Source organism: Acidovorax sp. sif1233 (genome assembly GCF_019218755.1).
In the GTDB taxonomy this organism is placed as follows: Bacteria; Pseudomonadota; Gammaproteobacteria; order Burkholderiales; family Burkholderiaceae_C; genus Acidovorax.
The window spans coordinates 251978-276348 of the sequence record NZ_JAHUWZ010000003.1 but is presented as its reverse complement, the minus strand read 5'-3'; the positions used below and the strand labels follow the sequence as shown (position 1 = coordinate 276348).

The 24371-nt window shown below is 69.0% G+C and carries 22 protein-coding genes; 13 read left to right on the top strand and 9 right to left on the bottom strand.

The annotated features are described in order from the left end of the window. The first annotated feature begins 44 nt into the window (after nucleotides 1–44). The 3 genes from mobB to moaD all read left to right on the top strand — a co-directional run bounded on the left by mobB (nucleotide 45) and on the right by moaD (nucleotide 2174). Entirely contained in the window at nucleotides 45–602 is a 558-nt protein-coding gene (mobB, locus tag KW843_RS12945; RefSeq protein ID WP_218295547.1) for a molybdopterin-guanine dinucleotide biosynthesis protein B, read from the top strand. Beyond that, nucleotides 599–1840, top strand: a complete 1242-nt coding sequence (glp, locus tag KW843_RS12940) for a gephyrin-like molybdotransferase Glp (protein ID WP_218295546.1) — start codon at nucleotides 599–601, stop codon at nucleotides 1838–1840. The genes mobB and glp overlap by 4 nt, the downstream gene beginning before the upstream one ends. A 79-nt stretch (nucleotides 1841–1919) precedes the next feature. Further along, nucleotides 1920–2174: a molybdopterin converting factor subunit 1 gene (gene moaD, locus KW843_RS12935; protein ID WP_218295545.1), complete on the top strand. Its 255-nt coding sequence runs from the start codon at nucleotides 1920–1922 to the stop codon at nucleotides 2172–2174. Here moaD and dapA read toward each other — a convergent pair. The 4 genes from dapA to KW843_RS12915 all read right to left on the bottom strand — a co-directional run bounded on the left by dapA (nucleotide 2161) and on the right by KW843_RS12915 (nucleotide 4952). Next, nucleotides 2161–3057, bottom strand: coding sequence for a 4-hydroxy-tetrahydrodipicolinate synthase (dapA, locus tag KW843_RS12930; protein ID WP_218295544.1), 897 nt, complete (start codon nucleotides 3055–3057; stop codon nucleotides 2161–2163). The genes moaD and dapA overlap by 14 nt on opposite strands. A 279-nt stretch (nucleotides 3058–3336) precedes the next feature. After that, the gene (locus KW843_RS12925) at nucleotides 3337–3696 is read right to left on the bottom strand and encodes a hypothetical protein (protein ID WP_218295543.1); all 360 of its coding nucleotides are present in this window, start codon (nucleotides 3694–3696) and stop codon (nucleotides 3337–3339) included. Between the two features lie 60 nt (nucleotides 3697–3756). Beyond that, nucleotides 3757–4668 (bottom strand): hypothetical protein, encoded by a 912-nt coding sequence (locus KW843_RS12920; protein WP_218295542.1) that lies wholly within the window; start codon nucleotides 4666–4668, stop codon nucleotides 3757–3759. 29 nt (nucleotides 4669–4697) lie between these two features. After that, entirely contained in the window at nucleotides 4698–4952 is a 255-nt protein-coding gene (locus KW843_RS12915) for a hypothetical protein (protein ID WP_218295541.1), read from the bottom strand. A gap of 76 nt (nucleotides 4953–5028) precedes the next feature. Between KW843_RS12915 and KW843_RS12910 the strand changes: the two genes are divergently transcribed. The 6 genes from KW843_RS12910 to KW843_RS12885 all read left to right on the top strand — a co-directional run bounded on the left by KW843_RS12910 (nucleotide 5029) and on the right by KW843_RS12885 (nucleotide 13986). After that, on the top strand, nucleotides 5029–5259 hold the full coding sequence (locus tag KW843_RS12910; RefSeq protein WP_218295540.1) for a hypothetical protein: 231 nt from the start codon (nucleotides 5029–5031) through the stop codon (nucleotides 5257–5259). 57 nt (nucleotides 5260–5316) lie between these two features. Next, nucleotides 5317–5793, top strand: a complete 477-nt coding sequence (locus KW843_RS12905) for a molybdenum cofactor biosynthesis protein MoaE (RefSeq protein ID WP_218295539.1) — start codon at nucleotides 5317–5319, stop codon at nucleotides 5791–5793. A gap of 183 nt (nucleotides 5794–5976) precedes the next feature. Next, nucleotides 5977–9225 carry an IPTL-CTERM sorting domain-containing protein gene (locus KW843_RS12900; protein WP_218295538.1) on the top strand — a complete coding sequence of 1083 codons (3249 nt, stop codon included), beginning with the start codon at nucleotides 5977–5979 and terminating at the stop codon, nucleotides 9223–9225. Nucleotides 9226–9384: 159 nt separating this feature from the next. Continuing rightward, the gene (clpB, locus tag KW843_RS12895) at nucleotides 9385–11991 is read left to right on the top strand and encodes an ATP-dependent chaperone ClpB (protein WP_218295537.1); all 2607 of its coding nucleotides are present in this window, start codon (nucleotides 9385–9387) and stop codon (nucleotides 11989–11991) included. A 75-nt stretch (nucleotides 11992–12066) separates the two neighbouring features. Then, nucleotides 12067–12426 carry a hypothetical protein gene (locus KW843_RS12890; protein WP_218295536.1) on the top strand — a complete coding sequence of 120 codons (360 nt, stop codon included), beginning with the start codon at nucleotides 12067–12069 and terminating at the stop codon, nucleotides 12424–12426. A gap of 120 nt (nucleotides 12427–12546) precedes the next feature. Then, entirely contained in the window at nucleotides 12547–13986 is a 1440-nt protein-coding gene (locus KW843_RS12885; protein ID WP_218295535.1) for a coniferyl aldehyde dehydrogenase, read from the top strand. On the opposite strand, the gene KW843_RS12880 is transcribed toward KW843_RS12885, so the two are convergent. Beyond that, a complete protein-coding gene (locus KW843_RS12880; protein ID WP_255591106.1) occupies nucleotides 13958–15838 on the bottom strand; it encodes a hybrid sensor histidine kinase/response regulator in 1881 nt (626 codons plus the stop codon). The genes KW843_RS12885 and KW843_RS12880 overlap by 29 nt on opposite strands. Next, a complete protein-coding gene (locus KW843_RS12875) occupies nucleotides 15825–16460 on the bottom strand; it encodes a response regulator transcription factor (RefSeq protein WP_218295534.1) in 636 nt (211 codons plus the stop codon). The genes KW843_RS12880 and KW843_RS12875 overlap by 14 nt, the downstream gene beginning before the upstream one ends. 163 nt (nucleotides 16461–16623) lie before the next feature. On the opposite strand from KW843_RS12875, the gene KW843_RS12870 reads away from it, so the two are divergent. From KW843_RS12870 to KW843_RS12860, 3 genes are all read left to right on the top strand, one after another. Next, nucleotides 16624–17223: a hypothetical protein gene (locus KW843_RS12870; RefSeq protein WP_218295533.1), complete on the top strand. Its 600-nt coding sequence runs from the start codon at nucleotides 16624–16626 to the stop codon at nucleotides 17221–17223. Between the two features lie 193 nt (nucleotides 17224–17416). Next, complete coding sequence (locus KW843_RS12865) at nucleotides 17417–17938, top strand: GNAT family N-acetyltransferase (RefSeq protein WP_055393295.1); 522 nt, start codon at nucleotides 17417–17419, stop codon at nucleotides 17936–17938. Between the two features lie 185 nt (nucleotides 17939–18123). Beyond that, nucleotides 18124–19299 carry a class I SAM-dependent methyltransferase gene (locus tag KW843_RS12860; protein WP_218295816.1) on the top strand — a complete coding sequence of 392 codons (1176 nt, stop codon included), beginning with the start codon at nucleotides 18124–18126 and terminating at the stop codon, nucleotides 19297–19299. A gap of 41 nt (nucleotides 19300–19340) precedes the next feature. Here the strand turns inward: KW843_RS12860 and KW843_RS12855 are convergent, their stop codons facing one another. Further along, a complete protein-coding gene (locus tag KW843_RS12855; protein ID WP_218295532.1) occupies nucleotides 19341–19859 on the bottom strand; it encodes a hypothetical protein in 519 nt (172 codons plus the stop codon). 243 nt (nucleotides 19860–20102) lie between these two features. Between KW843_RS12855 and KW843_RS12850 the strand changes: the two genes are divergently transcribed. Further along, a complete protein-coding gene (locus KW843_RS12850; RefSeq protein ID WP_218295531.1) occupies nucleotides 20103–21062 on the top strand; it encodes a tRNA-dihydrouridine synthase in 960 nt (319 codons plus the stop codon). Between the two features lie 46 nt (nucleotides 21063–21108). Here KW843_RS12850 and KW843_RS12845 read toward each other — a convergent pair whose 3' ends face one another. Then, nucleotides 21109–23025, bottom strand: coding sequence for a phospholipase D family protein (locus tag KW843_RS12845; RefSeq protein ID WP_218295530.1), 1917 nt, complete (start codon nucleotides 23023–23025; stop codon nucleotides 21109–21111). Between the two features lie 118 nt (nucleotides 23026–23143). Next, entirely contained in the window at nucleotides 23144–24346 is a 1203-nt protein-coding gene (locus KW843_RS12840) for an ammonium transporter (protein ID WP_218295529.1), read from the bottom strand. Nucleotides 24347–24371: the final 25 nt, after the last annotated feature.

The window sequence follows — 24371 nt, the reverse complement described above, 5'->3', positions numbered from 1 at the left end:
AGCGTTATCAGCTATAAATACAATAGCTAACCAAGGAGCAGTGGATGAAGGTTGTCGGTTTCGCCGGTTTTTCCGGCAGTGGCAAGACCACGCTGGTCGAGCAGTTGATTCCCGAGCTGCGGCTGCGGGGGCTGCGCGTGTCGGTGGTCAAGCATGCCCACCACAGTTTTGACCTCGACCATCCGGGCAAGGACACCTACCGCCACCGCGAGGCAGGCGCCTTCGAGGTGGTGGCGGCCTCCGACAAGCGGCTCATGCTCGTGCGCGAGTTCGAGCGGCCCGCCACGCTCAGCGTGCACCACCTGATCGCGGAGCTGTACCCGGGCGTGGACTGGGTGCTGGTGGAGGGCTTCAAGGACAGCGACCTGCTCAAGGTGGAGGTGTGGCGTGCACCCGAGCCCGGGCAGGTGGCCAAGCCCGTGCGCTACCCCGAGGACGACTTCGTGGTCGCCATCGCCACCGATGCACCGCGGGGCCTGCCCGTGTCCACGCAGCTGCCCTTGCTGGACCTCAACGCGCCGGGACAGGTGGTGGACTGGCTGATCGAGAACCAGCTCCGCTTCGACTACGACTGCGAACTCTATGGAGCGGGTCTCGCATGAACCGCCCGAACAACCCCTTGAAGCCCCTCGACGCAGCGTTGGAGGACCTGCTGCCGCAGGCCGCGCCCCTGCAGGGCACCGAGACGGTCACCACCTTCGATGCGGACGGCCGTGTGCTGGTGCAGGACTGCGTCTCGGCCCTGCAGGTGCCCCCGCAGGACAACAGCTCCATGGACGGCTACGCGGTGCGCTGCGCCGATGTGGCGGCCGTGGGGGTGGTGCTGCCCGTGTCGCAGCGCATTGCGGCGGGCAGCGCGGGCGATCCGCTGGTGCCGGGCAGCGCCGCCCGCATCTTCACGGGCGCGCCCGTGCCTGCCGGGGCCGATGCGATCCTGATGCAGGAAGACTGCGAAGCCCTGGCCATGGAGGACGGCCTGGGCCAGGTGCGCATCAACGCCGTGCCCCGGCGGGGCCAATGGATCCGCAGTGCGGGCGAGGACATCACCCGGGGTGCCGTGGTGCTGCCGGCCGGCACACGCCTCACCCCGGCCGAACTGGGGCTGGCCGCCAGCATCGGGCTGCACCAGCTGCAGGTGGCCCGCCGCCCCCGCGTGGCGCTGTTCTCCACGGGCGATGAACTCGTCATGCCCGGCCAGGTACCGCCCGAGCAGATGCGGCCGGGAGCCATCTACAACAGCAACCGCTTCTTCCTGCGCGCCATGCTGCTGCGCCTGGGCTGCGAGGTGACCGACTTTGGCATCGTGCCGGATCGGCGCGACGCCACCATCGACGCCCTGCGCGAGGCGAGTGCCGCACACGACCTGATCCTGACCAGCGGCGGCGTGAGCGTGGGCGAGGAAGACCACATCAAGCCCGCCGTGGAGACGCTGGGCACGCTGGACCTGTGGCAGATCGCCATGAAGCCCGGCAAACCCTTCGCCTATGGCCGCATTGGTGCGGCCCATTTCATGGGCTTGCCGGGCAATCCCGTGTCGAGCTTCCTGACCTTTGCGCTCCTCGTGCGGCCGTTTGTGCTGCGCCTGCAGGGTGTGCACGACGTCGCTCCTCAATCCCTGGCTGCTCGCGCTGATTTCACCTGGCCCAAGGCCGACAAACGCCGCGAATTTCTGCGCGTGCGGCACAACGCGGCGGGGGGGCTGGAGCTGTTCAACAACCAGAGCTCGGGCGTGCTCACCTCCGCCGCCTGGGGCGACGGCGTGGTGGACAACCCGGCGGGCCAGACCATTGCATCTGGCGATACGGTGCGATTTATCTCCTTTGCGGAGTTGTTGTCATGAGAAACCAGCCCCACGCTCCCCACTGTGTGTGGTCGCTGCCCCCCGAGGGGGCCGCTTTTCATCTTGGGGCGGCCCGGCGATGAAAAAGATCACCGTGCGCTACTTCGCCTCGATCCGCGAGGCCATCGGGCAGGGCAGCGAGGCACTGGAGACCTCCGCCACCACGCTGGGTGCCTTGCGCGACGAACTCATCGCACGCGGCGGCGCCCACGCCAGCAGCCTGGCGCGCGGCAGGGCGGTGCGCATGGCGCTCAACCAGACCTTGAGCGACGAATCCGCCACCCTGGCCGAGGGGGCCGAGGTGGCATTTTTCCCTCCGGTTACGGGCGGCTGACGCCAGGCAGCGCCCGCAGGCGCTGCTCCAATGCCTCAGAGGCCGCCGTCATGGGTGCCCGCAGGCCATTGCAGATCTCCCCTGCGTGCGCCAGCATGGCCTTGAGCGGGGCAGGGTTGGGCTCTGCAAAACACGCTTCCACCCAGGGTTGCAGGGCCTGCCACAAGTCGCGGGCCGCGGGCAGATCGCCCAGGCGCAGCAGGGCCATCAACTCCACGAAACGCGGTGTCTGCCAGTGCGCGCAGGCAGAGATGGCACCCGCGCCGCCGAGGGCCAGCGTATGGAAGATCTGCGCGTCTTCGCCCGTCAGCACCTGCAGCCGGCCATCGGCGATCAGGGCCTGCGTCTTGGCGGGGTTGCCGCCGCAGTCCTTGATGGCCTGGATGCGCGGATGCCCCGCCAGCGCCAGCAGCGTCTCGGTGGTGAGCGTGGCGCCCGTGCGGTAAGGAATGTCATAAATCAGCACGGGCGCCGCGCTGGCGTCGGCCAGGGTTCGGAACCAGTGCAGCAGGCCTTCTTGCGAGGGACGGATGTAGTGGGGGGCGGACACCAGCAGGCCTGCAACCGGGTAGTGCGCAAGGGCCTGCACCTGCTCCAGCACCCGGCCCTGGTGGTAGCCCGACACGCCCATCACCACGGGCAAGCCCTGTGCGGCGCTGAGCACTGTTTCCAGCACCTGCAGCTGCTCGGCCTTGTCGAGGGCCGCAGCCTCACCGGTCGAGCCGCAGGCAACGAAGCCCGAAACACCGTCGGCACACAGCCGGGCGGTGAGGGCGGCAAGGGCCGGATGGTCCACGGCGCCGTCCTTGAACGGCGTGACCAGGGCGATCCAGAGCCCGCTGAACGGCGGCTGGTGGGAGGTGGCGGTATCGGTGGCAGACATGCGAAGCATCCTTTCAGGGTTCGACCAGGGGAAGAACCGTCCGGAGGGAGTGCGTGCGGAATGCCGGGGAGTGAAAAGAGAAAAGAAAAAAGGGAATTTCTCTACCAGGTGGTTCCGTCGCTCATCCGGACGGAACCACAGCTCCGGTCAGATGAGCTCTGGTTTTTTGGCTTTGCCCACGCACCGCAACGCCACCGCAGGTGCGGCGGTCATGGCAAAGGGGGTGTGTGTGGACATGCGCCGCAGTATAGCGAAGCGCCTGCCGTGTCCCAGGAGTGGTCAGCCTGCCTGCGGTGGCTGGGCCGCATCGTGTGCAGGTTCAGGCTGGGGCGGCACCAGCCCGGGGCATGGCCACGCCAGCAGTTCGGCCAGGCGCGTGACGATCCACGTGGCCTCGGGCACCGACACGCCGGATTCAAGGGTGCACAGCCCCGCATGGATGCGCCGCAGGATCTCGGCCTCGGAAGGCGCCTGCACGTGGTACAGCGTCTGTGCGTGCTCCACCAGGTGGCCCGCCAGGTCTTCGCACAGCTCGTAGCGGGCGCGCACGCCGTCTGCCTTTTCCGTCAGGCGTCCTCGGGTGTCGGTGTACACCGCCATGAAGGAGGGCGGCACGTGGATCTGGTTGTCGTCGTACATGGCTGGGTAGATGGTGGGAGCGATCAGGCGGCAGAAAAAATGCCCGCCAGAGCGGTTCAGTCAGGGGCTTTGCATATCCGCGGCTTGGTGGTGCGCGGGGGCTTGCGAGCAGGTTTGCAGGTGGTTGTGCGCCATGGCCGCTGTCTCGGCAAACCAGCCCAGCAGGTGTTGCAGCCAGATTCGCAGTTCAGCCTGAAAGCGGGGCGTGAGCGCGACCAGGCCCCGGGGGGCATCCTGGGTGAGGTGGCCCTGCGCCGTTGCCTCGTTGACCAGGTTGCGCACATGCGAGTGCGAAAAGCCCAGGCGCTGCGCAAGCTCGCTGGCGCGCAGGGCAAACGGCGTGGGCCCTTCATCGCCGGGGCGGTGCACCCGGCAGTGTTCGCGCAGCAGCAGCATGGCAATGCGCCCGCCGCCTTCGCGCTGGTCAAACCAGTCCCAGCCGCCGAAGCGGCCCCGGGTTTCGGCCAGGCGATCCAGGATGTGGTCGGCCCCGGCCAGAAAGGCGGCAAAGTAGTCCGCGTCGCTGTCCAGCCGCTGCGCATGGCCCGCGGGCAGGGCGCCCAGGGCCTCGGCGCAGTGCAGGTGGTGCCGCACCCAGGTGCGCAGGCCGTCCAGCAGCCGGGGGGTGGGCGCGAGGTAGCGGAGCCGGCGGTCGGCGGGATCGGTGTCCGCCGCCACCATGCCCGCCAGCCGCAGCACGGCGAAGAACGTGGCCAGCGTGCGGGCGCCCCCCGGCATGCGTTGCTGCAGGAGCGTCAGCGTGGGGCGTGGCGCGCCCCGCAGCTGCCATTGGTAGTGCTGCACCACCAGCCGGCCCGCCGCGTGCGACTGCAGCGCCCGGCCGAAGATCTTGTTGATGAGCCGTTCGTTCCAGTGCAGGCGCAGGATGCCGTCGCAGTAGGCCTCCACGGCCTGGGTGTAGGTGTCCGGAGCCTGGGAGTCGAGCGCTTCGAAGGATTCTTGCAGGTCCATGGCGCGTGTTGCGGTGCAGGGTTGCTGTTTCAGTCCGGCGTGAACAGGCGCTCGAACTTGGCCTGGTCTGCGGCCAGCTCGAAGGTCACCACCTGGCCCATTTTCATGTCCGACAGGCGGCAGGCCCCAAACAGGGTGGTTTTGCCTGCCAGCTCCATCACCTCCAGGTCGATGATGGCGTAGGGGTGGGGCACGAAGACCTGGTGCTTGAACACATCGCGGACCGTGTTGCGCGGGGACGGGTAGAGCTTGTAGAGATCGGTCTCGATCGTTTGTGTGGCCATGGGCTTAAGGTGCGAGGGTGGCTGCAGTACGGGTACAGTGCGGGCGAATCGTACAGACAAACCTTTTTACCAATCTATGGCACGCAACAAAAGTGAATGGCCCTCCAAGGTGCTGGCGCTGGTCCGCGGCGGCAACCTGCCCGCCGCCATCGCGCAGATCAAGGTGGCACCCACCGTCGGCGACGTCACCCGGCTGCAGACCCTGCTGGCCCAGCTGCCCCCTTCGCCCGCGCTGGCGCAGCTGAACAAGGTGGTGGAAGAAGAGCGTGCCTTGCTGGCCGCGCCACGGCTGCACCGTTCGCCGTAAGCGGCCACGCCGCGCCATTCCGCCTTGCCGCCATTCGCCCTGTAGAGAGCTTCTGCCATGACCTTGCCCCGCGTTTCCATCCAGACCGAGGACTTTGACCTGTCCACCGAAATCGCCGCCCTGCGCCGCGAGAACAAGGGCGTGGGCGCGGTGTGCAGCTTTGTGGGCACGGTGCGCGACCGCAACGAAGGCGACCAGGTGTCCTCCATGGAGCTGGAACACTACCCCGGCATGACCGAAAAATCCATCGAGGCCATGGTGGACGAGGCGTTCCGGCGTTTCGACATCTTTGGCGCCCGCGTGATCCACCGCGTGGGGCTGCTGCAACCGCTGGACCAGATCGTGCTGGTGGCCGTGACCAGCTCCCACCGGGGCCAGAGCTTTCAGGCCTGCGAGTTCCTCATGGACTACCTCAAGACCCAGGCCCCGTTCTGGAAGAAGGAAGAAACCGCCCAGGGCGCGCGCTGGGTGGACGCGCGGGTGAGCGACGACGCTGCGCTGGCGCGCTGGGGCATCGTGGCCACCAACGCCTGAACGCACCCGCCGGCCGGCCGGAATGCCCCTGCTGCCGGCGCTGCAGCCGCGCGCCAGGCCGGCGGTTTCGCAGATCGATGCAATCTTTGGACTTGTGCGGCGCTGGTCCCCTTTTGAGAATCGCCTGCTGTCCCGCTGGCACCTTTCTTCTGCCCGGCGAGGGCTGACAGGGAGGAATGTGTCATGGAACTTCAAGCGCGGGCATTTTCACGCGCGTGCCGATGGTGCCTGGCGGCCGTGGGGCTCATGCTGGCGCTTTCGGGTCCGGCCCGGGCCGACGTGGCCTTTGTCGCCGCCAGCAGCCTTTCCCTGGGGGGGCTGCTCGGCGAGACGGCGCGCGGCGACTTCAATGAAGACGGCCAGCCGGACCTTGCCGTGGTGGACCGGCAAGACAACACCGTCAGGATCCTGCTCAATACCGGCGGCGCTGCGGGCTTTTCGGCCGCGGGTTCGTTCGGCGTGGGCGCGGCCCCTTACGGCCTGGTGGCGGCCGACTTCAATGGGGATGGGCATCTGGACATCGCGGTGGCCAGCTTCAACGAAGGCACCGTCACGGTCCGCCTGGGCGACGGCCATGGCGGGCTGTCTGCAGCAACCGCCTTCGGCGCCGGCCCCAATCCTTATGGCCTGGCGGTGGCGGACTTCGATGGCGACGGGCGGCTGGACGTGGCCGTTGCGGTCTTCTCGGGCGCGGCCAAGGGGGTTTCGGTGCTGTGGGGCGACGGGACAGGCCGGCTGGATGGGCGTCCCCGCACGGAGATCGGCATGGGTGTGTCGACGACACGCATCGTCTCGGGCGACTGGAATGAAGACGGGCATGCCGACATCGTGGTGGGCTCGGGCGATGGCGTCTTCTGGCTGCGGGGAGACGGCGCGGGCGGCTTCGCGGCGGCCCAGCGCCTGACGGGCGATGAGTACGTGCCTTTCGTGGCCGTCGGCGATGCCAACGGAGACGGCCACCTGGACATCCTGGCGCTGGTGCAGAACACCTCGGCCAGCCCGATCCTCCTGACCGGGGACGGCACGGGAAACTTTTCACGCCGCGGCGTGGGCTCCCCCGGATGGTTCTCGAGCGCTGCCATCGTGGATGCCACGGGCGATGGACGGGCGGACCTGGTGCTCGCGCGCTCCAGCGGCACCGTTGTGGTGTGGCCCGGCCTCGCCGGTGGCGGGTTCGGCTTCAACGCAGGGGGCCAGGAGTACTCGGTGGGTGATGACGAAAGCACCCTGGCGGTGGCCGATTTCAACGGCGACGGCCACCCGGACATTGCCGTGGCCAACGGGTGGGGCGGGCGAATGGTCCGGTTGCTGGGAGACGGCGCGGGCCACTTTGCCGCCGCACGCAGCTACGGCATCCCCGAGCGGGACGCGCGCGCGGTGGCGGTGGCCGACTTCAACGAGGACGGGCGGATCGACCTGGCCGTCGCCTACGCGGATGAATCCAGCGTCTGGATCCTGCGGGGCAATGGCCAGGGCGGCTTCGTGTTGTCCACGCGGCTCGATACCGGGGCGCAGGTGCGCGCGCTGGCCGCTGGCGACCTCGACGGGGATGGCCACGCGGACCTGGCGGTGGTCAGCGAAACCGACCGGAGCGTCATGGTCTATCTGGGCCGGGGGGCGGGCGACTTCTCCCTGGCGGGCCAGGGTTTCTTTACCGGGCTGTCGCCCAGGTCGATCGTCACCGGGACATTTCGCGGGCCGGGCTACCCTGCCCATGCCGCCGTGTGGGCGCTGGAGACGACCAGCTCGCTCGAAGCCATCCGATGGGTGGGCGTCACGCCCCAAGGCGCCGTCGACATGCTGGACATGACGGTGTGGCAGGGCGTGCGGGGCTTCGCGCCGGTCGATGTCAACCAGGATGGGCGCACCGACCTGGTGGCCGCGACCTCGGCGGGCACCGTGGGCACTTCGCTGTCCGCCGCTTCGCAGCCGCTGGAGCCGGTCTACCTGCCAGTCTCGGCCGGCCCGCTGGGCGCGGTCGCGGGGTGGGGCGTCGCGGGGCGGGCGGGGGTGTTCACGGCCGCCGGCACGCAGATCGCGTCCCTGGCCGCGGCGCCCGGGCAGGCGCTGGGCGTGGTGGGACAGTACGGCGCAGGGCTCGCGGCCAAGACGCTCGCGGCCGCGGATTTCGATGGCGACGGGCTGCCCGACGTGGTGGGCGCCGACGCGTCGGGTGGGATCGCCATCCTGCGCGGGCAGGCCGGGGTGGGCGCGCTGGGCCTGCCTGTCGCGCGGTTCACCGGAGGCACGGCCGAGCAGATGGCGGTGGCCGATTTCAATGGCGACGGCAGGCCGGACGTCGCCATTGCCAACGGTATCGCGGGCATCACGGTGCTGATGAATGCCTCCCCGTCGGCCGATGCCGCATTGGCGTCCCTGGCGCTGTCGCAGGGTGTCCTCAGCCCCGCGTTCCAGCCGCAGGTGGCGGCGTATGCGGCTGGCGTGCCGCATGCGGTGACCGCGCTTTCCCTGACGCCCGTCGCCGCCGATGCCGGGGCCTCCATCACCGTGAACGGCACGCCCGTGGCCAGCGGCTCCGCGACGCCGCCCCTGGCCCTGGTGCCGGGTACCAATGTGATCCAGGTGGAGGTGCTCGCGCAGAACGGCGTGGCCCGCCGGACGTACACCATCACCGTGGTCCGCGACCAGACGGTCCGGCACGCGGTCACGGCCCTGGCGGGCTCGGGTGGCAGCATCGGCCCGACCGGCACGGTCGACGTGGCGCAGGGACAGACGCAGGCCTTCACCGTCACGCCCGGCGCGGGTTACCGCATCGCGTCCGTGGCGGGCTGTGGCGGCAGCCTGGCCGGTAGCACCTACACCACGGCAGCGGTGACGGCCGCCTGCACCGTGCAGGCGCGTTTTGAAACCCTGCCCACACCCACGAACACCGGGTCGGGGCCCGTCAACGTGGGCGTGGTGGATGGCAGCACAGGCTGCCAGCTGGACCTGGCGGGCACCGGCCCGGTGGCGGCGCCGGCGCCGTACCCCGGCGCCACCTTGCCGCACGGGGCGTTCCGCCTGCGGCTCATCCATTGCCAGCCGGGTGAGACGGTGCGTGTGGCGGTGACCTTTCCAGACCTCACGGGCTTCACCGTGAAGAAGTACGGGCCCACACCCGACAGCCCTTCCTCCAGCCGATACTACGACCCCGTGAACCTGCAGATCAGCGGCAACACCGTGACCTACGATGTGACGGACGGTGGCTGGGGGGACGACAGCTTTGGCGCGCAGGATGGCACCATCAACGACCCTGTCGTCCCCGTGCTGCTGGCGCCTGGCCCGGTGGCGATCCCCACGCTGTCGGCCGGGGGCCTGGGTGGGCTGGCTGCCCTTCTGGGGTTGCTGGCCTTGCGGGGCGGCCGGCGCACGGCCCTGCGGGCCCACTGGGCCGGTACCTGGTCCGGAGTTTCGAGAGAAATCAGCCGCTAGCGCTTGATGGTAAAGCGCTGGCAGCTATAAAAATGGTAGCTAATGGGGAAGCCATCGGCTGGATGATTCGCTGACGCAGGTCAATCGGTGGGCGGGGGCAGTGTCTTGAAATCAGGCATACCCCGCCTCAAGTGCTCTGCAATTCGGAGGACATCCACCATGCGTCTCGACAAATTCACCACCAAGTTCCAGGAAGCCCTGAGCGATGCCCAGAGCATCGCCCTGGGCAATGACCACGCCTACATCGAGCCCGTGCACATGCTCGTGGCCATGCTCAAGCAGGACGACGGCCCTAAGGCGCTGCTGCAGCGCGCGGGCGCCAATGTGCCCGGCCTGCTGGCTGCGGCCGAGGCCGCCGTCAAGCGCCTGCCCCAGGTGCAGGGCAACGAGCAGGTGCAAGGCGGCCCGGAGCTCGGCCGCGTGCTGCAGGCCACCGAGAAGGAGGCCATCAAGCGCGGCGACCAGTTCATCGCCAGCGAGCTGTTCCTGCTGGCCGTGATCGACAGCAAGGGCGAGGCCGCCAAGATCGCCAAGGACAACGGCCTGACGCGCAAGAGCCTGGAAGCCGCCATCGACGCCGTGCGCGGCGGCCAGAAGATGGACAGTGCCGAGGCCGAGGGCCAGCGCGGCGCCCTGGCCAAGTACTGCATCGACCTGACCGAGCGCGCGCGCATCGGCAAGCTCGACCCCGTGATCGGCCGCGACGACGAGATCCGCCGCGCCATCCAGGTGCTGCAGCGCCGCACCAAGAACAACCCGGTGCTCATCGGCGAGCCCGGCGTGGGCAAGACGGCCATCGTCGAAGGCCTGGCCCAGCGCATCGTGGCCGGCGAGGTGCCCGAGTCGCTCAAGAACAAGCGCGTGCTGTCGCTGGACATGGCGGCGCTGCTCGCGGGCGCCAAGTTCCGCGGCGAGTTCGAGGAGCGCCTGAAGACCGTGCTGAACGAACTGGCCAAGGACGAGGGGCAAACAATAGTCTTCATCGACGAGCTGCACACCATGGTGGGCGCGGGCAAGGCCGAGGGCGCGATGGACGCGGGCAACATGCTCAAGCCCGCGCTGGCCCGCGGCGAGCTGCACTGCGTGGGCGCGACCACGCTCGACGAGTACCGCAAGTACATCGAGAAGGACGCCGCGCTGGAGCGACGCTTCCAGAAGATCCTCGTGGGCGAACCCACCGTGGAGGCGACCATCGCCATCCTGCGCGGCCTGCAGGAGAAGTACGAGGTGCACCACGGCGTGGACATCACCGATCCGGCCATCGTGGCCGCGGCCGAGCTGTCCAACCGCTACATCACCGACCGCTTCCTGCCCGACAAGGCGATTGACCTCATCGACGAGGCCGCGTCCAAGATCAAGATCGAGATGGACTCCAAGCCCGAGGTGATGGACAAGCTCGACCGCCGCCTGATCCAGCTGCAGATCGAGCGCGAGGCCGTGCGCCGCGAAAAGGACGAATCCTCGCAAAAGCGCTTTGCGCTCATCGAGGAAGAGATCGCCAAGCTGCAAAAGGAAATCGCCGACTACGACGAGATCTGGCAGTCCGAAAAAGCCCAGGCGCAGGGCAGCGCGCAGGTGCGCGAAGCCATCGACAAGCTCAAGTTCCAGATCGAGGAATTCACCCGCAAGGGCGACTTCAACAAGGTGGCCGAGCTGCAGTACGGCAAGCTGCCCGACCTGGAAAAGCAGCTGAAGGAAGCGCAGGCGCAGGAGGATGGCAAGGACGGCGCTCCCGCCACCCGCCGCCTGCTGCGCACACAGGTGGGTGCCGAAGAAATTGCCGAGGTGGTGAGCCGCGCCACGGGCATTCCGGTGGCCAAGATGATGCAGGGCGAAAAGGACAAGCTCCTGCTGATGGAGGCCAAGCTGCATGAACGCGTGGTGGGCCAGGAGGAGGCGATCGCCGCCGTGGCCAACGCCATCCGCCGTTCGCGCTCGGGCCTGAGTGACCCCAACCGCCCCACGGGCTCGTTCCTGTTCCTCGGCCCCACGGGCGTGGGCAAGACCGAGCTGTGCAAGGCGCTGGCGGGCTTCCTGTTCGACAGCGAGGACCACCTGGTGCGCATCGACATGAGCGAGTTCATGGAAAAGCACTCGGTGGCCCGCCTGATCGGCGCGCCGCCCGGCTACGTGGGCTACGAGGAGGGTGGCTACCTCACGGAGGCCGTGCGCCGCAAGCCCTACAGCGTGCTGCTGCTCGACGAGGTGGAGAAGGCCCACCCGGATGTGTTCAACGTGCTGCTGCAGGTGCTGGACGACGGCCGCCTGACCGACGGCCAGGGCCGTACCGTGGACTTCAAGAACACGGTGATCGTGATGACGAGCAACATCGGCTCGCACCTGATCCAGGCCATGGTCGGACAGGACTCCGAGGACATCAAGGAAGCGGTGTGGGGCGAGCTCAAGAACCACTTCCGGCCCGAGTTCCTCAACCGCATCGACGAGACCGTGGTGTTCCACGCGCTGGACGCGCAGCACATCGCCTCGATCGCCAGGATCCAGCTGCAGCTGCTGCAATCCCGGCTGGCCAAGATGGATTTGGAATTGCAGGTGTCGGATGCGGCCTTGGCAGAATTGGCCAAGGTGGGGTTCGACCCGGTGTTCGGCGCGCGGCCGCTCAAGCGGGCGATCCAGCAGCGCATCGAGAACCCGCTGTCCAAGTTGTTGCTGGAAGGGCGTTTCCCGCCCAAGAGCGTGATTCCGGTCACCGTGAACCCCGTGCTGGAGCCGGGTGTGTTCCAGTTCGGCGTGGCCCCGCAGGAGTGATGTGGGCCGGGAAAGGGATTGCGGCGCTGGCCAGGGCTGCAATCCCGACCCCAAGTTGTGAAGGAGAGGTGTCGTTTGAATGAATTTGTTGCGGGCGTTGTGCGCCTGTTGCTGCGGGTGGTGGTCATCGCCATGGGCTTGGTGCTGTTCGCCAGCCTGCTGGTCGCCGTGATGGTGCTCGCGCTGGTGTGGGCGCTGCGCGCAGGCTGGGCGCGCCTCACCGGCCAGCCGGTGACCCCCTGGGTGATGCGCATGGACCCCCGCACGGGTTTCAGCACCGTGTTCCGCTCCACCGAGCGCTGGTCGTCCGGCCGCCGTGGCCCGGCGCCCGCGCCCGACGATGCCGGCGGCGAGGCCGCGGCCGCGTCGCGCCGTGGCGGCATCCTGCCCGGCGCCGCCGAGGTGACCGACGTCGAAGCGCGGGACGTGCGCTGACCCGGCGCCGCACCCTGCCTTCTTGCACTGCGCGGCGCCCCCGCCTGCGCGGCCCGTCCGCGCCCTGCCTCCCCGGTTTTTTCGTGGCGCGCCTGTCGGGGCGTCTTCTATGATCCGACCATGACACCTGCCGATATCCACGCCCACTTCGATCTTCAACGCCAGGCCAGCCGCGAGCATGTCGATGTGCCGCTGCTGGTGCGCCGCGAGCGGCTGCTGCGCCTGTCCAAGATGCTCGACGAGCACGGCCCGGTGCTGGCGGCTGCGGTGCAGGCCGATTTCGGCATGCGGTCCCCGCGCCTGACCGAGGTGGCCGATTTCTTCGTGCTGCGCACCCTGCTGTCGCACACGCTGCGCCATCTGGCGAAATGGATGAAGCCCCGGAAAGTGCGCACGCCGCTGTACCTGCAGCCCGCCCGTGCCTGGATCCAGCGCCAGCCCCTGGGGGTGGTCGGTGTGATCGCGCCGTGGAACTACCCCGTCCAGCTGGCCCTGGCGCCCGCCATCACCGCGCTGGCGGCGGGCAACCGCGTGATGCTCAAGCCCAGCGAGCTCACGCCGCACACCTCGGCGCAGCTGGCGCTGCTGGTGGCGCAGTTCTTTTCGCCCGACGAGTTCTGCGTGGTGCAGGGCGATGCGAACCTGTCGGCGCTGTTCGCGTCGCTGCCGTTCGACCACTTGGTGTTCACCGGCTCCACCGCCGTGGGCCGCAAGGTGGCCCAGGCGGCGGCGCAGCACCTCACGCCCACCACGCTGGAGCTGGGCGGCAAATCGCCGTGCATCATCGACGGCCATTGCGACATGCAGGACGCGGCGCTCAAGATCGCGCACGGCAAGCTGCTCAACGCCGGCCAGACCTGCATTGCCCCCGACTATGTGCTGCTCCCCCGGGGCCGCGAGGGGGAGTTCGCGCAGGCCTACCGGGCCGCCGTGGGCCGACTGTTTCCCACCATCGAGGGCAATGCGGACTACGCCTCCATCATCACGGCGCGCCACCATGCCCGCCTGCGCACCATGCTGCAGCAGGCGCAGACCCAGGGCGCCGAGGTGCAGACCATCGAGCCGGCCGAGGGCAAGCCTGTCGTCCACACCGTGGGCACGCTGGGCGATGGCGCCAGCCGCCAGATGCTGCCCACGCTGGTGTTCGGGGCCACGTCCCAGATGCAGCTCATGCAGGAGGAGATCTTCGGCCCCATCCTGCCCGTGATTTCCTATGAACGGCTCGACGACGCCATTGCCCACATCAATGCCGGGCCGCGCCCGCTGGCGCTGTACTGGTTCGGCCAGAGCGAAGCGGTGCGCGACGACGTGCTGCGCCGCACCGTGAGCGGCGGCGTGACGGTGAACGACACGCTGATGCACATTGCCCACGACAACCTGCCGTTTGGCGGCGTGGGCGACAGCGGCTGGGGCGCCTACCATGGCGAGCAGGGCTTTCTGCGCTTTTGCCACCAGAAATCCGTGCTGGTGCAGTCGCGCTGGGCGATGGGTTCGCTGTTCTATCCGCCGTACGGCGCGAAGTTCGACCAGGTCATGGGGCTGCTGCGGCGCTGGCTGTAGCCTCCGTGCCGCCGTCCGGCGGCAAGGGCTCCATCGTGCTGGCGGTTTGAGGGTGCGTGATGAGCTGGACCATGGCGCTGCGCAGCTGGCCCGTGGACACGGGCTTGTGCAGCAGCAGCGCTGACGTGGACTGCGCATCGCGCAGGCGCTGGGGCGATGTGTCCCCCGTCATGATGATCGCGGGCACCGGCGTTCCCAGGTAGGCGCGCAGGGCCTGCAGCACCTGTTTGCCGGTTTCTTCGTGGCGCAGGCGGAAGTCCGTGATGATGATGTCCGGCGTGATGTCTTCCAGGCGCTCCAGCGCATCGGCGCTCGATTCCGCGGTGATGCACTGGCAACCCCAGCTTTGCAGCAGCGACTGCATCCCGATGCGCACGGCTTCGTCGTCGTCGATGGCCAGCACCTTCAGGCCCGCAAGGCTTCGGGCATCCGGAGCGGGGGCGGTGTCGTCTTCCAGCGCGCCCTGCCAGCGGTCCAGCCACAGCCGAAACACCGAGCCCCGTCCGGGCTGGGAGAGCACTTCCACGGAGGTGTTCATCTCCCGCGCCAGCCGCTGCACGATGGCCAGGCCCAGCCCCAGGCCCTTGCGCCGGTCGCGCTCGGGGTTCCCGAGCTGGTGGAACTCCTTGAAGATGTGTTCCCACTGGTGCTGCGGGATGCCGGCCCCCGTGTCCCACACCTCCAGTGCCAGGCGCTTGCCGCGTGTGCGGCAGGCGATCAGCACGCCGCCCCGGGCGGTGTAGCGCAGGGCGTTGGAGATGAAGTTGTGCATGACCAGCCCGACCAGCGAGCGGTCGGCATGGGCCGCGGCCGAGGTCTCCCGCGTGCGGTACACGAGGCCCGCCGTATCCGCCTGCACGCCGAATTCCTGCTCCAGCGCCGTGAGCAGCGGCTGCACGGCAAAGGCTTCGGGCCGCACCTTGACGACACCGGCTTCCAGCCGCGAGTAGTCGAGCAGGGTGGTCAGCATCTCGGCGGCGGCGCCCGAGGCCGCATGCGCGTGCCCCAGCACGGTGAGCTGGTGGTCGTTGAGCGGGCTGCGCTGCAGCGACTCCAGGAACAGGCCCATGGCATGCAGGGGCTGGCGCAGGTCGTGGCTGGCGGCGGCCAGGAAGCGGGACTTGTCGCGGTCGGCCTGCTCGGCGGCCCCCTGCGCGGCCAGGGCGCGCTGCGACTCGGCGCGCAGCTCGTTGACGAGCCGGTCGTTCTCCAGCTTGAGCGCGATGCTGCGCCGGGTGGCCCGGTCGGCGGTGCGCGCCTGCATGCCGGTGAGCGCGTAGTAGACGCCCGTGAGGAACAGCGCGGGCCACATCACGGGCCCGCCGGCCAGGGCGACGGCCATCATCACGCCGCCGATCGCGCAGGTGAGGTAGGTGACATAGGCGCGGTACAGGGGGGCGCCCAGCCCCAGCGCGCCGGACGACACCGTGCTGATGATGCCGATGGCGTAGATCACGCTGTCGGACGTGCCCCAGTAGAGCACCACATACCCCAGGCTGCCCCAGCTCAGGCCCATGGCGGCCATGCAGGCGATCAGCTTGCGCGCCGCCTGCGGCGCCGGGTCGGTGAAGGGCGCGATGCTGCGCAGGGTGAGGTACACCCCGGCCACCACCAGCGTGTGCGACACCAGCCAGACCGTGATGGCCTGCGTGTCGGCCACCCGCGCCATGACCCACAGCGTGCCCAGGGCGGTGGCCAGCGACGCCAGCAGCGTCATCGGGAAGTTTTGCCGCAGCAGGGCCACCTGTTCGCGCAGCACCTCGTCGCGCTCCCACACCGGCCACCCCCAGCGGGTGGGGGGCAGCACGGCATCGGCGGCAGGCGCCCCCCGCAGGGCCTCAGAGTGTGTCATGGAGCTGGGGGGTGGACAGGCCCAGGCGCTGCGCGGCGAGCAAGGCCGCGCTGCGGCTGTTGACGCCCAGCTGCGCGAAGATGGCGGCCACGTGCACGCGCACCGTGTTCTCGCTCAGGCCCAGGTCGCGCGCGATGACCTTGTTGGGCTTGCCGGTGCACAGCAGCGACAGCACGTCGAGCTGGCGCGCGGTCAGCGAGGGCGTGTCGGGGCCGCGCGTGGTGGCGCTGTTGCCGCTGTTGATCGGAAAACACGGCTGGCCCGACAGGGCGCAGGTGATGGCTTCCAGGATGTCTTCGGCGCTGGCGGATTTGGGCAGGAATCCATCGGCGCCGCGCGCGCGCGCCTCGTGGATCGCATCGGGCGCCACGCTGGCCGAGACCAGGACGATGCGGGCCCTGGGGCAGGCCTGGCGCAGCAGGCGCAGGCCGTCCAGGCCGCTCATGCCGGGCAACTGGATATCGAGCAGCACCAGATCCGTGTCCGCCAGCTGCTGCGCGCAGGCATCGGCGATGGAGCCCGCCTCCGCAATCGTGCCGACGCTCGGATGGTCCTGCACGATCAGGCGCAGGCCTGTGCGGAACAGGTTGTGGTCATCCACAAGCAAAAGGCGGGCAGTCATACGGCAAGTATTGCGCACAACACGCTGTTGCGGACTAGTCCATTTGTGCGATGGACGCCCGGTTATGCACTTTCTAGACTTTCCGTCAAGCATTGAAAAGCACCTGGAGTGCGCACCAATGCGCAAACCTCGTCTTCATCCTTCGTTTCTCAAAGGTGCTCCCATGACAGCCAATGCCTTCCTCGATGGTTCAGCCTCCCCCGATGCGTCCCACCACCGCGATGAGCGACGACCGGCCGCCGCAGGGGGAGGGCATGGCACGGCCTCCTCGGGCCTGGGGGGCAATACGGTGGCGCGGATCGTGGAGGAAAACTGCCCTGGCATGCTGGCATCGGCCGGGGTGGTGATCGAGCACCTGGACGCCCAGGCCGGGACCTGGCAGTTTTCGACGGACGACGGGTGCACATGGCGCGCCATCCGCACCGACCTCGTCAACCGCCCCGGCAACCTGGGCCTGGCGCTGGACCGGGATGCGCGGCTGCGCGTGCTGCCCTTTGGCGGCCACCGCGTGAGCGGGGCGCGCGTGGCATTTCACACCGTGCAGCGCAGCCATGCGCAGGGCAATGGCAGCTACCGGGCCTATGCCAGCGACGAACGCGAGGACGGGTCGCGCACGGTCACGCTGGTGCTGGGCCTTGCGGCCATCAACGGCACGCCCCCGGCGGTGCATGTGCCGCGCCCTCGCAACAAGCGTGCGCTGGTCCAGCGTGCCGCCGCCGCCGCGGCCGGTGCCTCGCTCTCGGGCTCCATGGCGCTGGCCTGACGCGCGCAGGGCTGCCAGCGTGCTGCGATGCAGCATCAGCGGTGTGCCAGCCCTGGCTGGACGCGGTGGACGCAGGGGGTGGACAGGGCGTGAATGGGGGGCCGGGCAGGGGGCCGTACAAGGGTAAAAACCGTTTGCGGCGACAATGCCGGTCCTTTCGTTTTTTCATTCCCCGTTTTCGTTCGGTTTTTCCATGTCCAGTATCCAGGTTCGTCCCGCCACGCTTCGCGATGCCAAAGCCATTGCCCAGATCCATACCGTCTCAGCCCAAGAGGTCTACAAAGGGCTGGTGCCAGACGAGCAGTTGAAATCCATGTCGGTCGAAAAGCGCCAGGCCTACTGGCGCGAGGCCATCGAATATTGCGAGCCCCAGGTCCAGGTGGCCGTGGACGGCGAGAAGATCGTCGGCTTCGTGGGCTACGACCGCTCGCGCGATGAAAAATCCCGCCCCACCACCGGTGAAATCTGGGCCATCTACGCCGCCCCCACCCACTGGAACCAGGGCGTGGGCCTGGCCTTGTGGGATGCCGCCCGCGACGGCCTGCAGGAAGAAGGCTGCACCAACGTCACGGCGTGGGTGCCCCTGCGCAACGAGCGCGCCATCCGGTTCCACGAACTGGCAGGCTTCAAGCGCGAACTCTCCACCGCCAAGACGGCCGTGGTGGGGGGCGTCAAGATCGAAGAAGTGCGCCTGAAGCGCCCCATCAACGCGTAGGATGAACAACCACCCCCTGAGCGACTTCGTCGCTTCCTCCTTCTCTCGCGCTTTGCGCGGGAAGGGGGACGCCGCCAGCGCGGCGGGGCGGCCCTTGCGCGGCGGCCTTGGCAGGGGCCGCGCCAGTTTCACGGGCTGCTGTTAACGCCCGAAGCAATAGCAATCTGATGCCCACACTTCTTCCTATGATCGAATGGAGCCGCCAGGGCCAGATTCAACAAGTCCAGTGGCGCTCCGAGAGCGGTGCCCCGGCCCCGCGCCGGGTCGTCACCGCCGACGATACCTTGGCCGCAGACACGGCCTACCGCATGGCCTGTGAAGGCACCGGCCTGTTGTGGCAGGGCGACTTTCAGAACGCCCGCATGCTGCTGCAGGCGCTGATGCGCCGGGCCGATTCCAGGTCCGGCAAGGGGGGCAAGTCGGCCAGACCCCGCAAGTCCGCCGCCAGGGCGGCCGACAAAGCCGCTGCCGCCACCCCGGCCGAGGCCTTTCACCTGCACCGCCAGGCGCAGGCGCAGCGCGCGCGGGTGCTGGCGTCGGTGCTCATCCCGCTCGAAGGCGACTACGGCATCGACCTGCGCCGTGCGCCCGACTGGCGCCAGGCGTGCACCGAGGCCTGGGGCCCGGCCACGGGCGAGCGTTCGGTGGCCACGCTGCGCGAGCTGCTGGGCCTGGTGGGCGCGCACGAGTGGCGCAAGAAAGGCGTGGAAGTGCCCGCCCTGGGTGCGCCGCCGCTCAACCGCATCCACCCGCACTACGGCGTGTTCTCGCCCGTGCGCGGCGAATATGTGGGCCTGGTGGCCGACACGGCGCTGCCCACCAAGACACTGGCCTTTGACATTGGCGTGGGCACCGGGGTGCTGTCTGCGGTGCTGGCGCGCCGTGGCGTGCAGCGCGTGGTGGCCACCGACCAGGACCCGCGCGCCCTGGCCTGCGCGCGCGAGAACCTGCAGCGCCTGGGTGTGCTTGCCCAGGTGGAACTGCTGCAGGTCGACCTGTTCCCCCCGGGGCGCGCGCCGCTGGTGGTGTGCAACCCGCCCTGGGTGCCGGCCCGCGCCAGCTCGCCCATCGAACACGCGGTGTACGACGAAGGCAGCCGCATGCTCAAGGGCTTCCTGGCGGGCCTGCCGGAGCACCTGGAGCCAGGCGGCGAAGGCTGGCTGATCCTGTCGGACCTGGCCGAGCACCTGGGCTTGCGCCCGCGTGAGCAGCTGCTGCAGTGGATTGCCGATGCGGGGCTGGTGGTGCGGGGCCGGCACGATGTGAAGCCGGGCCATGCCAAGGCGGCAGATGCGGGCGATGCGCTGCATGCGGCCCGCGCGGCCGAGGTCACGTCGCTGTGGCGCCTGGCCGCCGCCTGACGGACGGCCCGGCCCGTCTCCACTCCATTGCCCCGGGGCCTCTAGGACTGCGCGTGCCGGGGCAGCAGCTGCTCGAACCTTTCGCGCAGGCTCGCGGCCCGTTCGGCGCCGGCGGCAAGCGCCACTTCCTCGAACATGGCCTCGCCCACGTCCAGCATGCTCGTGCGGTCCTTGGCGGCGCGCAGCGCCTGGCGGAACTGCTCTGCCAGCGTGGGGTCGCGGCGCGCGAACAGCCGCTCACAGGTGTCGAAAAGGTACATGCGCGCACCGGCGAGCGAGCGCAGGGATTCGCCAGGCTCCGGGCGCTGGACCGATGGCCCGCCCGGTGGCGCGGTGCTGGGCGAGGGCGCGGCGGAGGGCAGCCCGGCCGCGGGGCCGGCCAGATAGCCCTGGCGCATGAGGTTGTCGACGATCTGCGCGCCGATGCCGTTGTACATGGCCTGCAGGTCCGACAGCGATTTGCCGTCGACCAGCAGCAGCAGAGAGCGCTCGCGCAGGCTCAGGGTGCGGACGCCGGGCAAGAGTTCCAGGCGGGCTTTTTCGGTTTTTTGTAGCAGCATGGGAGCCTCCATTCACGGGTGGATGGCGGCGATTGCATCAGTCCGCCGTGACGCGGTGATGACCTCGCTGCCGCACAATGGCGGGCTGCTCCCCGGCCGTGCAGGGCCCTGGGGGATGGATGCTATATATTTAATAGCTGCTGGCGCTTGTGCATCAAGCATTGTGGCCCTTTTTGATTCATATCCTGGCTGTGTGCCGGCCGCGCCCCGTGCGGGGCGCAGGGCGCGGCGGCCTTTCTCGCGATGACCTTGCTGCTTGCCCCCATGGAGGGGCTTCTGGATTTTGTGCTGCGTGATGTGTTGACCCGCGTGGGCGGGGTGGACCGCTGTGTCTCCGAGTTCATCCGCATCACCGGCACCCTGCTGCCCGACAAGGTGTTCCTGCGCTATGTGCCCGAGCTGCGCAACGGCAGCCGCACGCTCGCGGGTGTGCCGGTGCGTGCGCAATTGCTAGGCTCCGATCCTGTCAGCATGGCCGAGAACGCGGCCCGCCTGGCGGACCTGGGGCCCGAGGGGATCGACCTGAACTTTGGATGCCCTGCCAAGGTCGTCAACCGCCATGGTGGCGGTGCCGCGCTGCTGCAGGAGCCCGAACGCATCGCCGCCGTCGTGGCCGCCGTGCGCCGCGCGGTGCCTTCGCACCTGCCGGTGTCCGCCAAGATGCGGCTGGGCTTCAACGACACCGGGCTGATGCGCGAATGCGCCCAGGCGATGCAGTCGGGCGGCGCCGCCGAGCTGGTGGTGCATGCGCGCACCAAGGTCGATGGCTACCGGCCCCCGGCGTACTGGGAGCACATTCCCGCCATCCGCGCGGCGGTGCAGATACCGGTGGTGGCCAATGGCGAGATCTGGACGGTGGCCGATGCGCTGCGCTGCCGCGAGGTGTCGGGCTGCGCCACGCTCATGCTCGGGCGCGGCATGGTGGCAGACCCGGGGCTGGCCCGCGCCATCCGCGCGGCCGATGCGGGCCGGCCTGGTTCGGACACGGTGGCTTGGAGCGACCTGCTGGCGCACGTCGCGGCCTTCTGGCAACTGGTGTGCGAGGACCTGGAGCCCCGCCAGCGCGCGGGGCGCCTCAAGCAGTGGCTCAATCTGCTGCGCAGGCGCTTTCCGGAAGCCGAGGCCGCCTACCAGCACGTGCGCACGATGACGGACCAGCGGGCGATCACCGCCTGGGTGGAGGCGCTGCGGGCCGGGGATTAGCCGCGCATCGCGGCGCGGTGCCGCAAAGAGGCGCCTGGACAGGTGCCTAGAGCAGGTGGTCGGGCGCCAGCGGGCCCAGGAGCTGCAGCATCAACCGCAGCGGGGCGCTGGCGTCGGGTTCGGACGTCGCGTCCGCCAGGCCGCTGCCCTCGGGCGCGCGCCATACAAGGCGGTCGTCGTTCAGCTGCACATGCCAGGCGACCTCGCGCAATGCGGCCTCGATCTGCGCGGTGGCGCGGCGCGACAGGTCGCCGCTGCGGATCAGCAGCGCGATTTCCGTGTTCTGGCGCTGCGACCGGATGTCCAGGTTCATCGAGCCCACGGCCAGCAGGCGGCCATCCAGGATCAGAAGCTTGGAATGCAGCATGGCCCGCGAGCTGCCCACGGCACCAGAAGCGCCAGCCTTGCCGCCCCCGCCGGTGCTGCCCGTGGAGCCCAGGGCGCCCCGCAGCACGCCCGTGAGTTCGCTGCGCATCTCATACAGCTCGACGCCCATGGCCAGCAGGTCGGGGCGGTGGCGCGCATAGCCTGCGTGGGCAATGGGCGCATCGTTGGAGGCGAGCGAGTTGGTGAGCACCCGCACCCGAACGCCGCGCGCGCGCGCCGCCGCGAAGGCCTGTTTCATGTCCGGGCCGGGCACGAAGTAGGGCGAGATGATGAGCAGATCCTGCCGTGCCTGGCCCATCAGCTGCAGCAGGCCGTCCACCACGGTGTCGGTCTGGGCATCAAGGGCTTCGGCGCCGGGCACCCCGGGCGCGGCGGAGGCGGTGGAGGGTGGGTTGGGGCCGGGGAGGGGGCCGCTGGCGGTGTCCGTGGCACGTGCAGGCACTGGCGCCGATGCCACGGCGCCAGCCGTCGCCGCACGCGGCCCGCGCGAGGTGATCGCCATGGGGGATGCCCTGGCGGGGGCTTTTTCCGGCAGCGCACCCGTGGACGTGCCGTCTGGGGGGATCTTGGCGGGCTTGTCCACCAGCACCGCCGCGGGGGCCCAGGTGAACTGCGCTTGCGCTAGGTCCATGGGCTCGTAGTCCCAGATGCGGGCGCGTTGCGCGGTGGTGGTCTGGCTGCCGTCTTGCACCGGCTGGCTGTCGGGCGCCAGGGTGCCGCCCTGGCCGGCGATCCGGTCCCGCCGCGCCGCGTCGGAAGTGCGCGTGCGCTCGCGCAGGGTGTCAAGCTCCTGCTGCGTGACGAGCGACTGCACGGGATAGGCGCGCTCGTTGTTCCAGTAGCTGTCGAAACTGCGGGAGAGGTCCTGCACCACGGGCCCGGCCGCCAGCACGTCCAGATCCACGAAGTTGCCGGAATCGGCGTTGCCGAAGTACGCGTCGCCCAGGTTGCGGCCACCCGTCACGCCCATGGCGTTGTCGGCGATGAAGAGCTTGTTGTGCATGCGCTGCTGCACGCGGGAGAAGTCCCCCAGCGCGCCCAGCATGCGCCCCAGGGGCGAGCCGCGCGCACCCGTGAGCGGGTTGAACATGCGCATCTCGATGTTGGGCACGAAGGCCAGCCGCATGACCTGCGCATCGCGCCCCGTGCTGTGGAAGTCGTCCAGCAGCACACGCACACGCACGCCGCGCTGGGCCGCCGCGATCACGCCCAGCAGCAGGCGCTCGGTACTGGCGTCAGCGTGGATGGCGTAGTACTGCAGGTCCAGCGTCTTCTGTGCGGCGTCGACCAGGGCGAGGCGGCTGCTGTAGGCCGCCTGGGGCCCGCTGAGCAGCAGGAACCCGGAAGGATGGCGGCCGCCCGCCGACGCGCGGCGCGTTTCCACCAATTGGCCCAGGGCCGTGTCCGCAGGCGACGCCAATGCGCTCGACACCGGCCGGTCCACATCCTTGGGCAGGCCGGCGCAGCCGGTGATGGCGCTTGCAATGCACATGGCCAGGACGGCCAGCCAGCCGTAGCGGGCGGTGGTGCCCAGGAACGGCGCTGGAGCGGCGGGAGCGGGGGGCAGTGCAGACATGGCGCGATTGTGACCGTGCGGCGCCGCTCGCGCTTGTCAGACGCGGCGCCAACGCAGCCACGGTGGCGACCGGGTGGATGCGGGCGCATCGCGGTGCGGTGCCCTGGCGCCGCGGCGGCTACCAGCTCACTTCGCGATCGGGTGTGGCGCTGATCTTGTGGATCGACAAGTCCGCACCGTCGAACTCCTCTTCCTGCGAGAGCCGCAGGCCGACCGTGCTTTTGAGAATGCCATACACCACGAAGCCGCCCGCCAGTGCCCAGGCCACGCCCAGGGCGGTGCCGACAAGCTGGGCGGAAAAGCTCACCCCGCCGAGCCCGCCCAGCGCCTTGCTGCCAAAAATGCCAGCCGCCAGCCCGCCCCAGGTGCCGCACAGGCCGTGCAGCGGCCAGACACCTAGCACGTCGTCGATCTTCCACCGGTTCTGCGTGAGCGTGAACATCAGCACAAAAATGGCGCCAGCCACCGCACCCACCACGAGCGCACCCAGCGGGTGCATCAGGTCGGAGCCCGCGCATACCGCCACCAGCCCCGCCAGCGGGCCGTTGTGGACGAAGCCGGGGTCATTCTTGCCCAGCACCAGGGCGGCCAGCGTGCCGCCGACCATGGCCATCAGGGAGTTCACTGCCACCAGGCCGGAAAGCTTGTCCACGGTCTGCGCGCTCATCACATTGAAGCCGAACCAGCCCACGACGAGCACCCATGCGCCCAGCGCCAGAAACGGAATGTTGGAAGGCGGGTGCGCGGAGATGGCGCCATCCTTGCGATACCGGTTGGCGCGGGAGCCCAGCAGGATCACGGCAGGCAGGGCGATCCAGCCGCCCATCGCGTGCACCACGATGGAGCCTGCGAAATCATGAAACTCCTCGCCGGCGAACCCTTTGATCCAGGCCTGCACGCCTAAATGCTGGTTCCAGGCAATGCCCTCGAAGAATGGATACACAAAGCCGACGATGACCGCCGTGGCCATGAGCTGCGGCCAGAACTTGGCGCGTTCCGCGATCCCCCCCGACACGATGGCCGGAATGGCCGCTGCAAAGGTGAGCAGGAAGAAGAACTTCACCAGTGCATAGCCGCTTTGCTGCACCAGCGACTCGGCCCCCACGAAAAAGTGCGTGCCGTAGGCCACGCTGTACCCCACGGCAAAGTACACGACCGTGGACACAGAAAAATCCACCAGGATCTTCACCAGCGCATTCACCTGGTTCTTCTTGCGGACCGTGCCCAGCTCCAGGAAGGCAAAACCGGCGTGCATGGCCAGCACCATGATGGCCCCCAGAAGAATGAACAGGGCATCCGTGCCCTGTTTGAGTGCTTCCATAACGTCCTCTTGCAGTAAATTGATC

Coding starts and splice junctions, on each gene's coding strand:
- KW843_RS12840 (WP_218295529.1), bottom strand. CDS start 24,346: ATGGAAGCACTCAAACAGGGCACGGATGCCCTGTTCATTCTTCTGGGG.
- KW843_RS12855 (WP_218295532.1), bottom strand. CDS start 19,859: ATGCTGCTACAAAAAACCGAAAAAGCCCGCCTGGAACTCTTGCCCGGC.
- clpB (WP_218295537.1), top strand. CDS start 9,385: ATGCGTCTCGACAAATTCACCACCAAGTTCCAGGAAGCCCTGAGCGAT.
- KW843_RS12905 (WP_218295539.1), top strand. CDS start 5,317: ATGACCTTGCCCCGCGTTTCCATCCAGACCGAGGACTTTGACCTGTCC.
- KW843_RS12880 (WP_255591106.1), bottom strand. CDS start 15,838: ATGACACACTCTGAGGCCCTGCGGGGGGCGCCTGCCGCCGATGCCGTG.
- KW843_RS12910 (WP_218295540.1), top strand. CDS start 5,029: ATGGCACGCAACAAAAGTGAATGGCCCTCCAAGGTGCTGGCGCTGGTC.
- dapA (WP_218295544.1), bottom strand. CDS start 3,057: ATGTCTGCCACCGATACCGCCACCTCCCACCAGCCGCCGTTCAGCGGG.
- KW843_RS12885 (WP_218295535.1), top strand. CDS start 12,547: ATGACACCTGCCGATATCCACGCCCACTTCGATCTTCAACGCCAGGCC.
- KW843_RS12920 (WP_218295542.1), bottom strand. CDS start 4,668: ATGGACCTGCAAGAATCCTTCGAAGCGCTCGACTCCCAGGCTCCGGAC.
- KW843_RS12900 (WP_218295538.1), top strand. CDS start 5,977: ATGGAACTTCAAGCGCGGGCATTTTCACGCGCGTGCCGATGGTGCCTG.
- KW843_RS12875 (WP_218295534.1), bottom strand. CDS start 16,460: ATGACTGCCCGCCTTTTGCTTGTGGATGACCACAACCTGTTCCGCACA.
- KW843_RS12845 (WP_218295530.1), bottom strand. CDS start 23,025: ATGTCTGCACTGCCCCCCGCTCCCGCCGCTCCAGCGCCGTTCCTGGGC.
- KW843_RS12850 (WP_218295531.1), top strand. CDS start 20,103: ATGACCTTGCTGCTTGCCCCCATGGAGGGGCTTCTGGATTTTGTGCTG.
- moaD (WP_218295545.1), top strand. CDS start 1,920: ATGAAAAAGATCACCGTGCGCTACTTCGCCTCGATCCGCGAGGCCATC.
- glp (WP_218295546.1), top strand. CDS start 599: ATGAACCGCCCGAACAACCCCTTGAAGCCCCTCGACGCAGCGTTGGAG.
- KW843_RS12915 (WP_218295541.1), bottom strand. CDS start 4,952: ATGGCCACACAAACGATCGAGACCGATCTCTACAAGCTCTACCCGTCC.
- mobB (WP_218295547.1), top strand. CDS start 45: ATGAAGGTTGTCGGTTTCGCCGGTTTTTCCGGCAGTGGCAAGACCACG.
- KW843_RS12865 (WP_055393295.1), top strand. CDS start 17,417: ATGTCCAGTATCCAGGTTCGTCCCGCCACGCTTCGCGATGCCAAAGCC.
- KW843_RS12870 (WP_218295533.1), top strand. CDS start 16,624: ATGACAGCCAATGCCTTCCTCGATGGTTCAGCCTCCCCCGATGCGTCC.
- KW843_RS12860 (WP_218295816.1), top strand. CDS start 18,124: ATGATCGAATGGAGCCGCCAGGGCCAGATTCAACAAGTCCAGTGGCGC.
- KW843_RS12925 (WP_218295543.1), bottom strand. CDS start 3,696: ATGTACGACGACAACCAGATCCACGTGCCGCCCTCCTTCATGGCGGTG.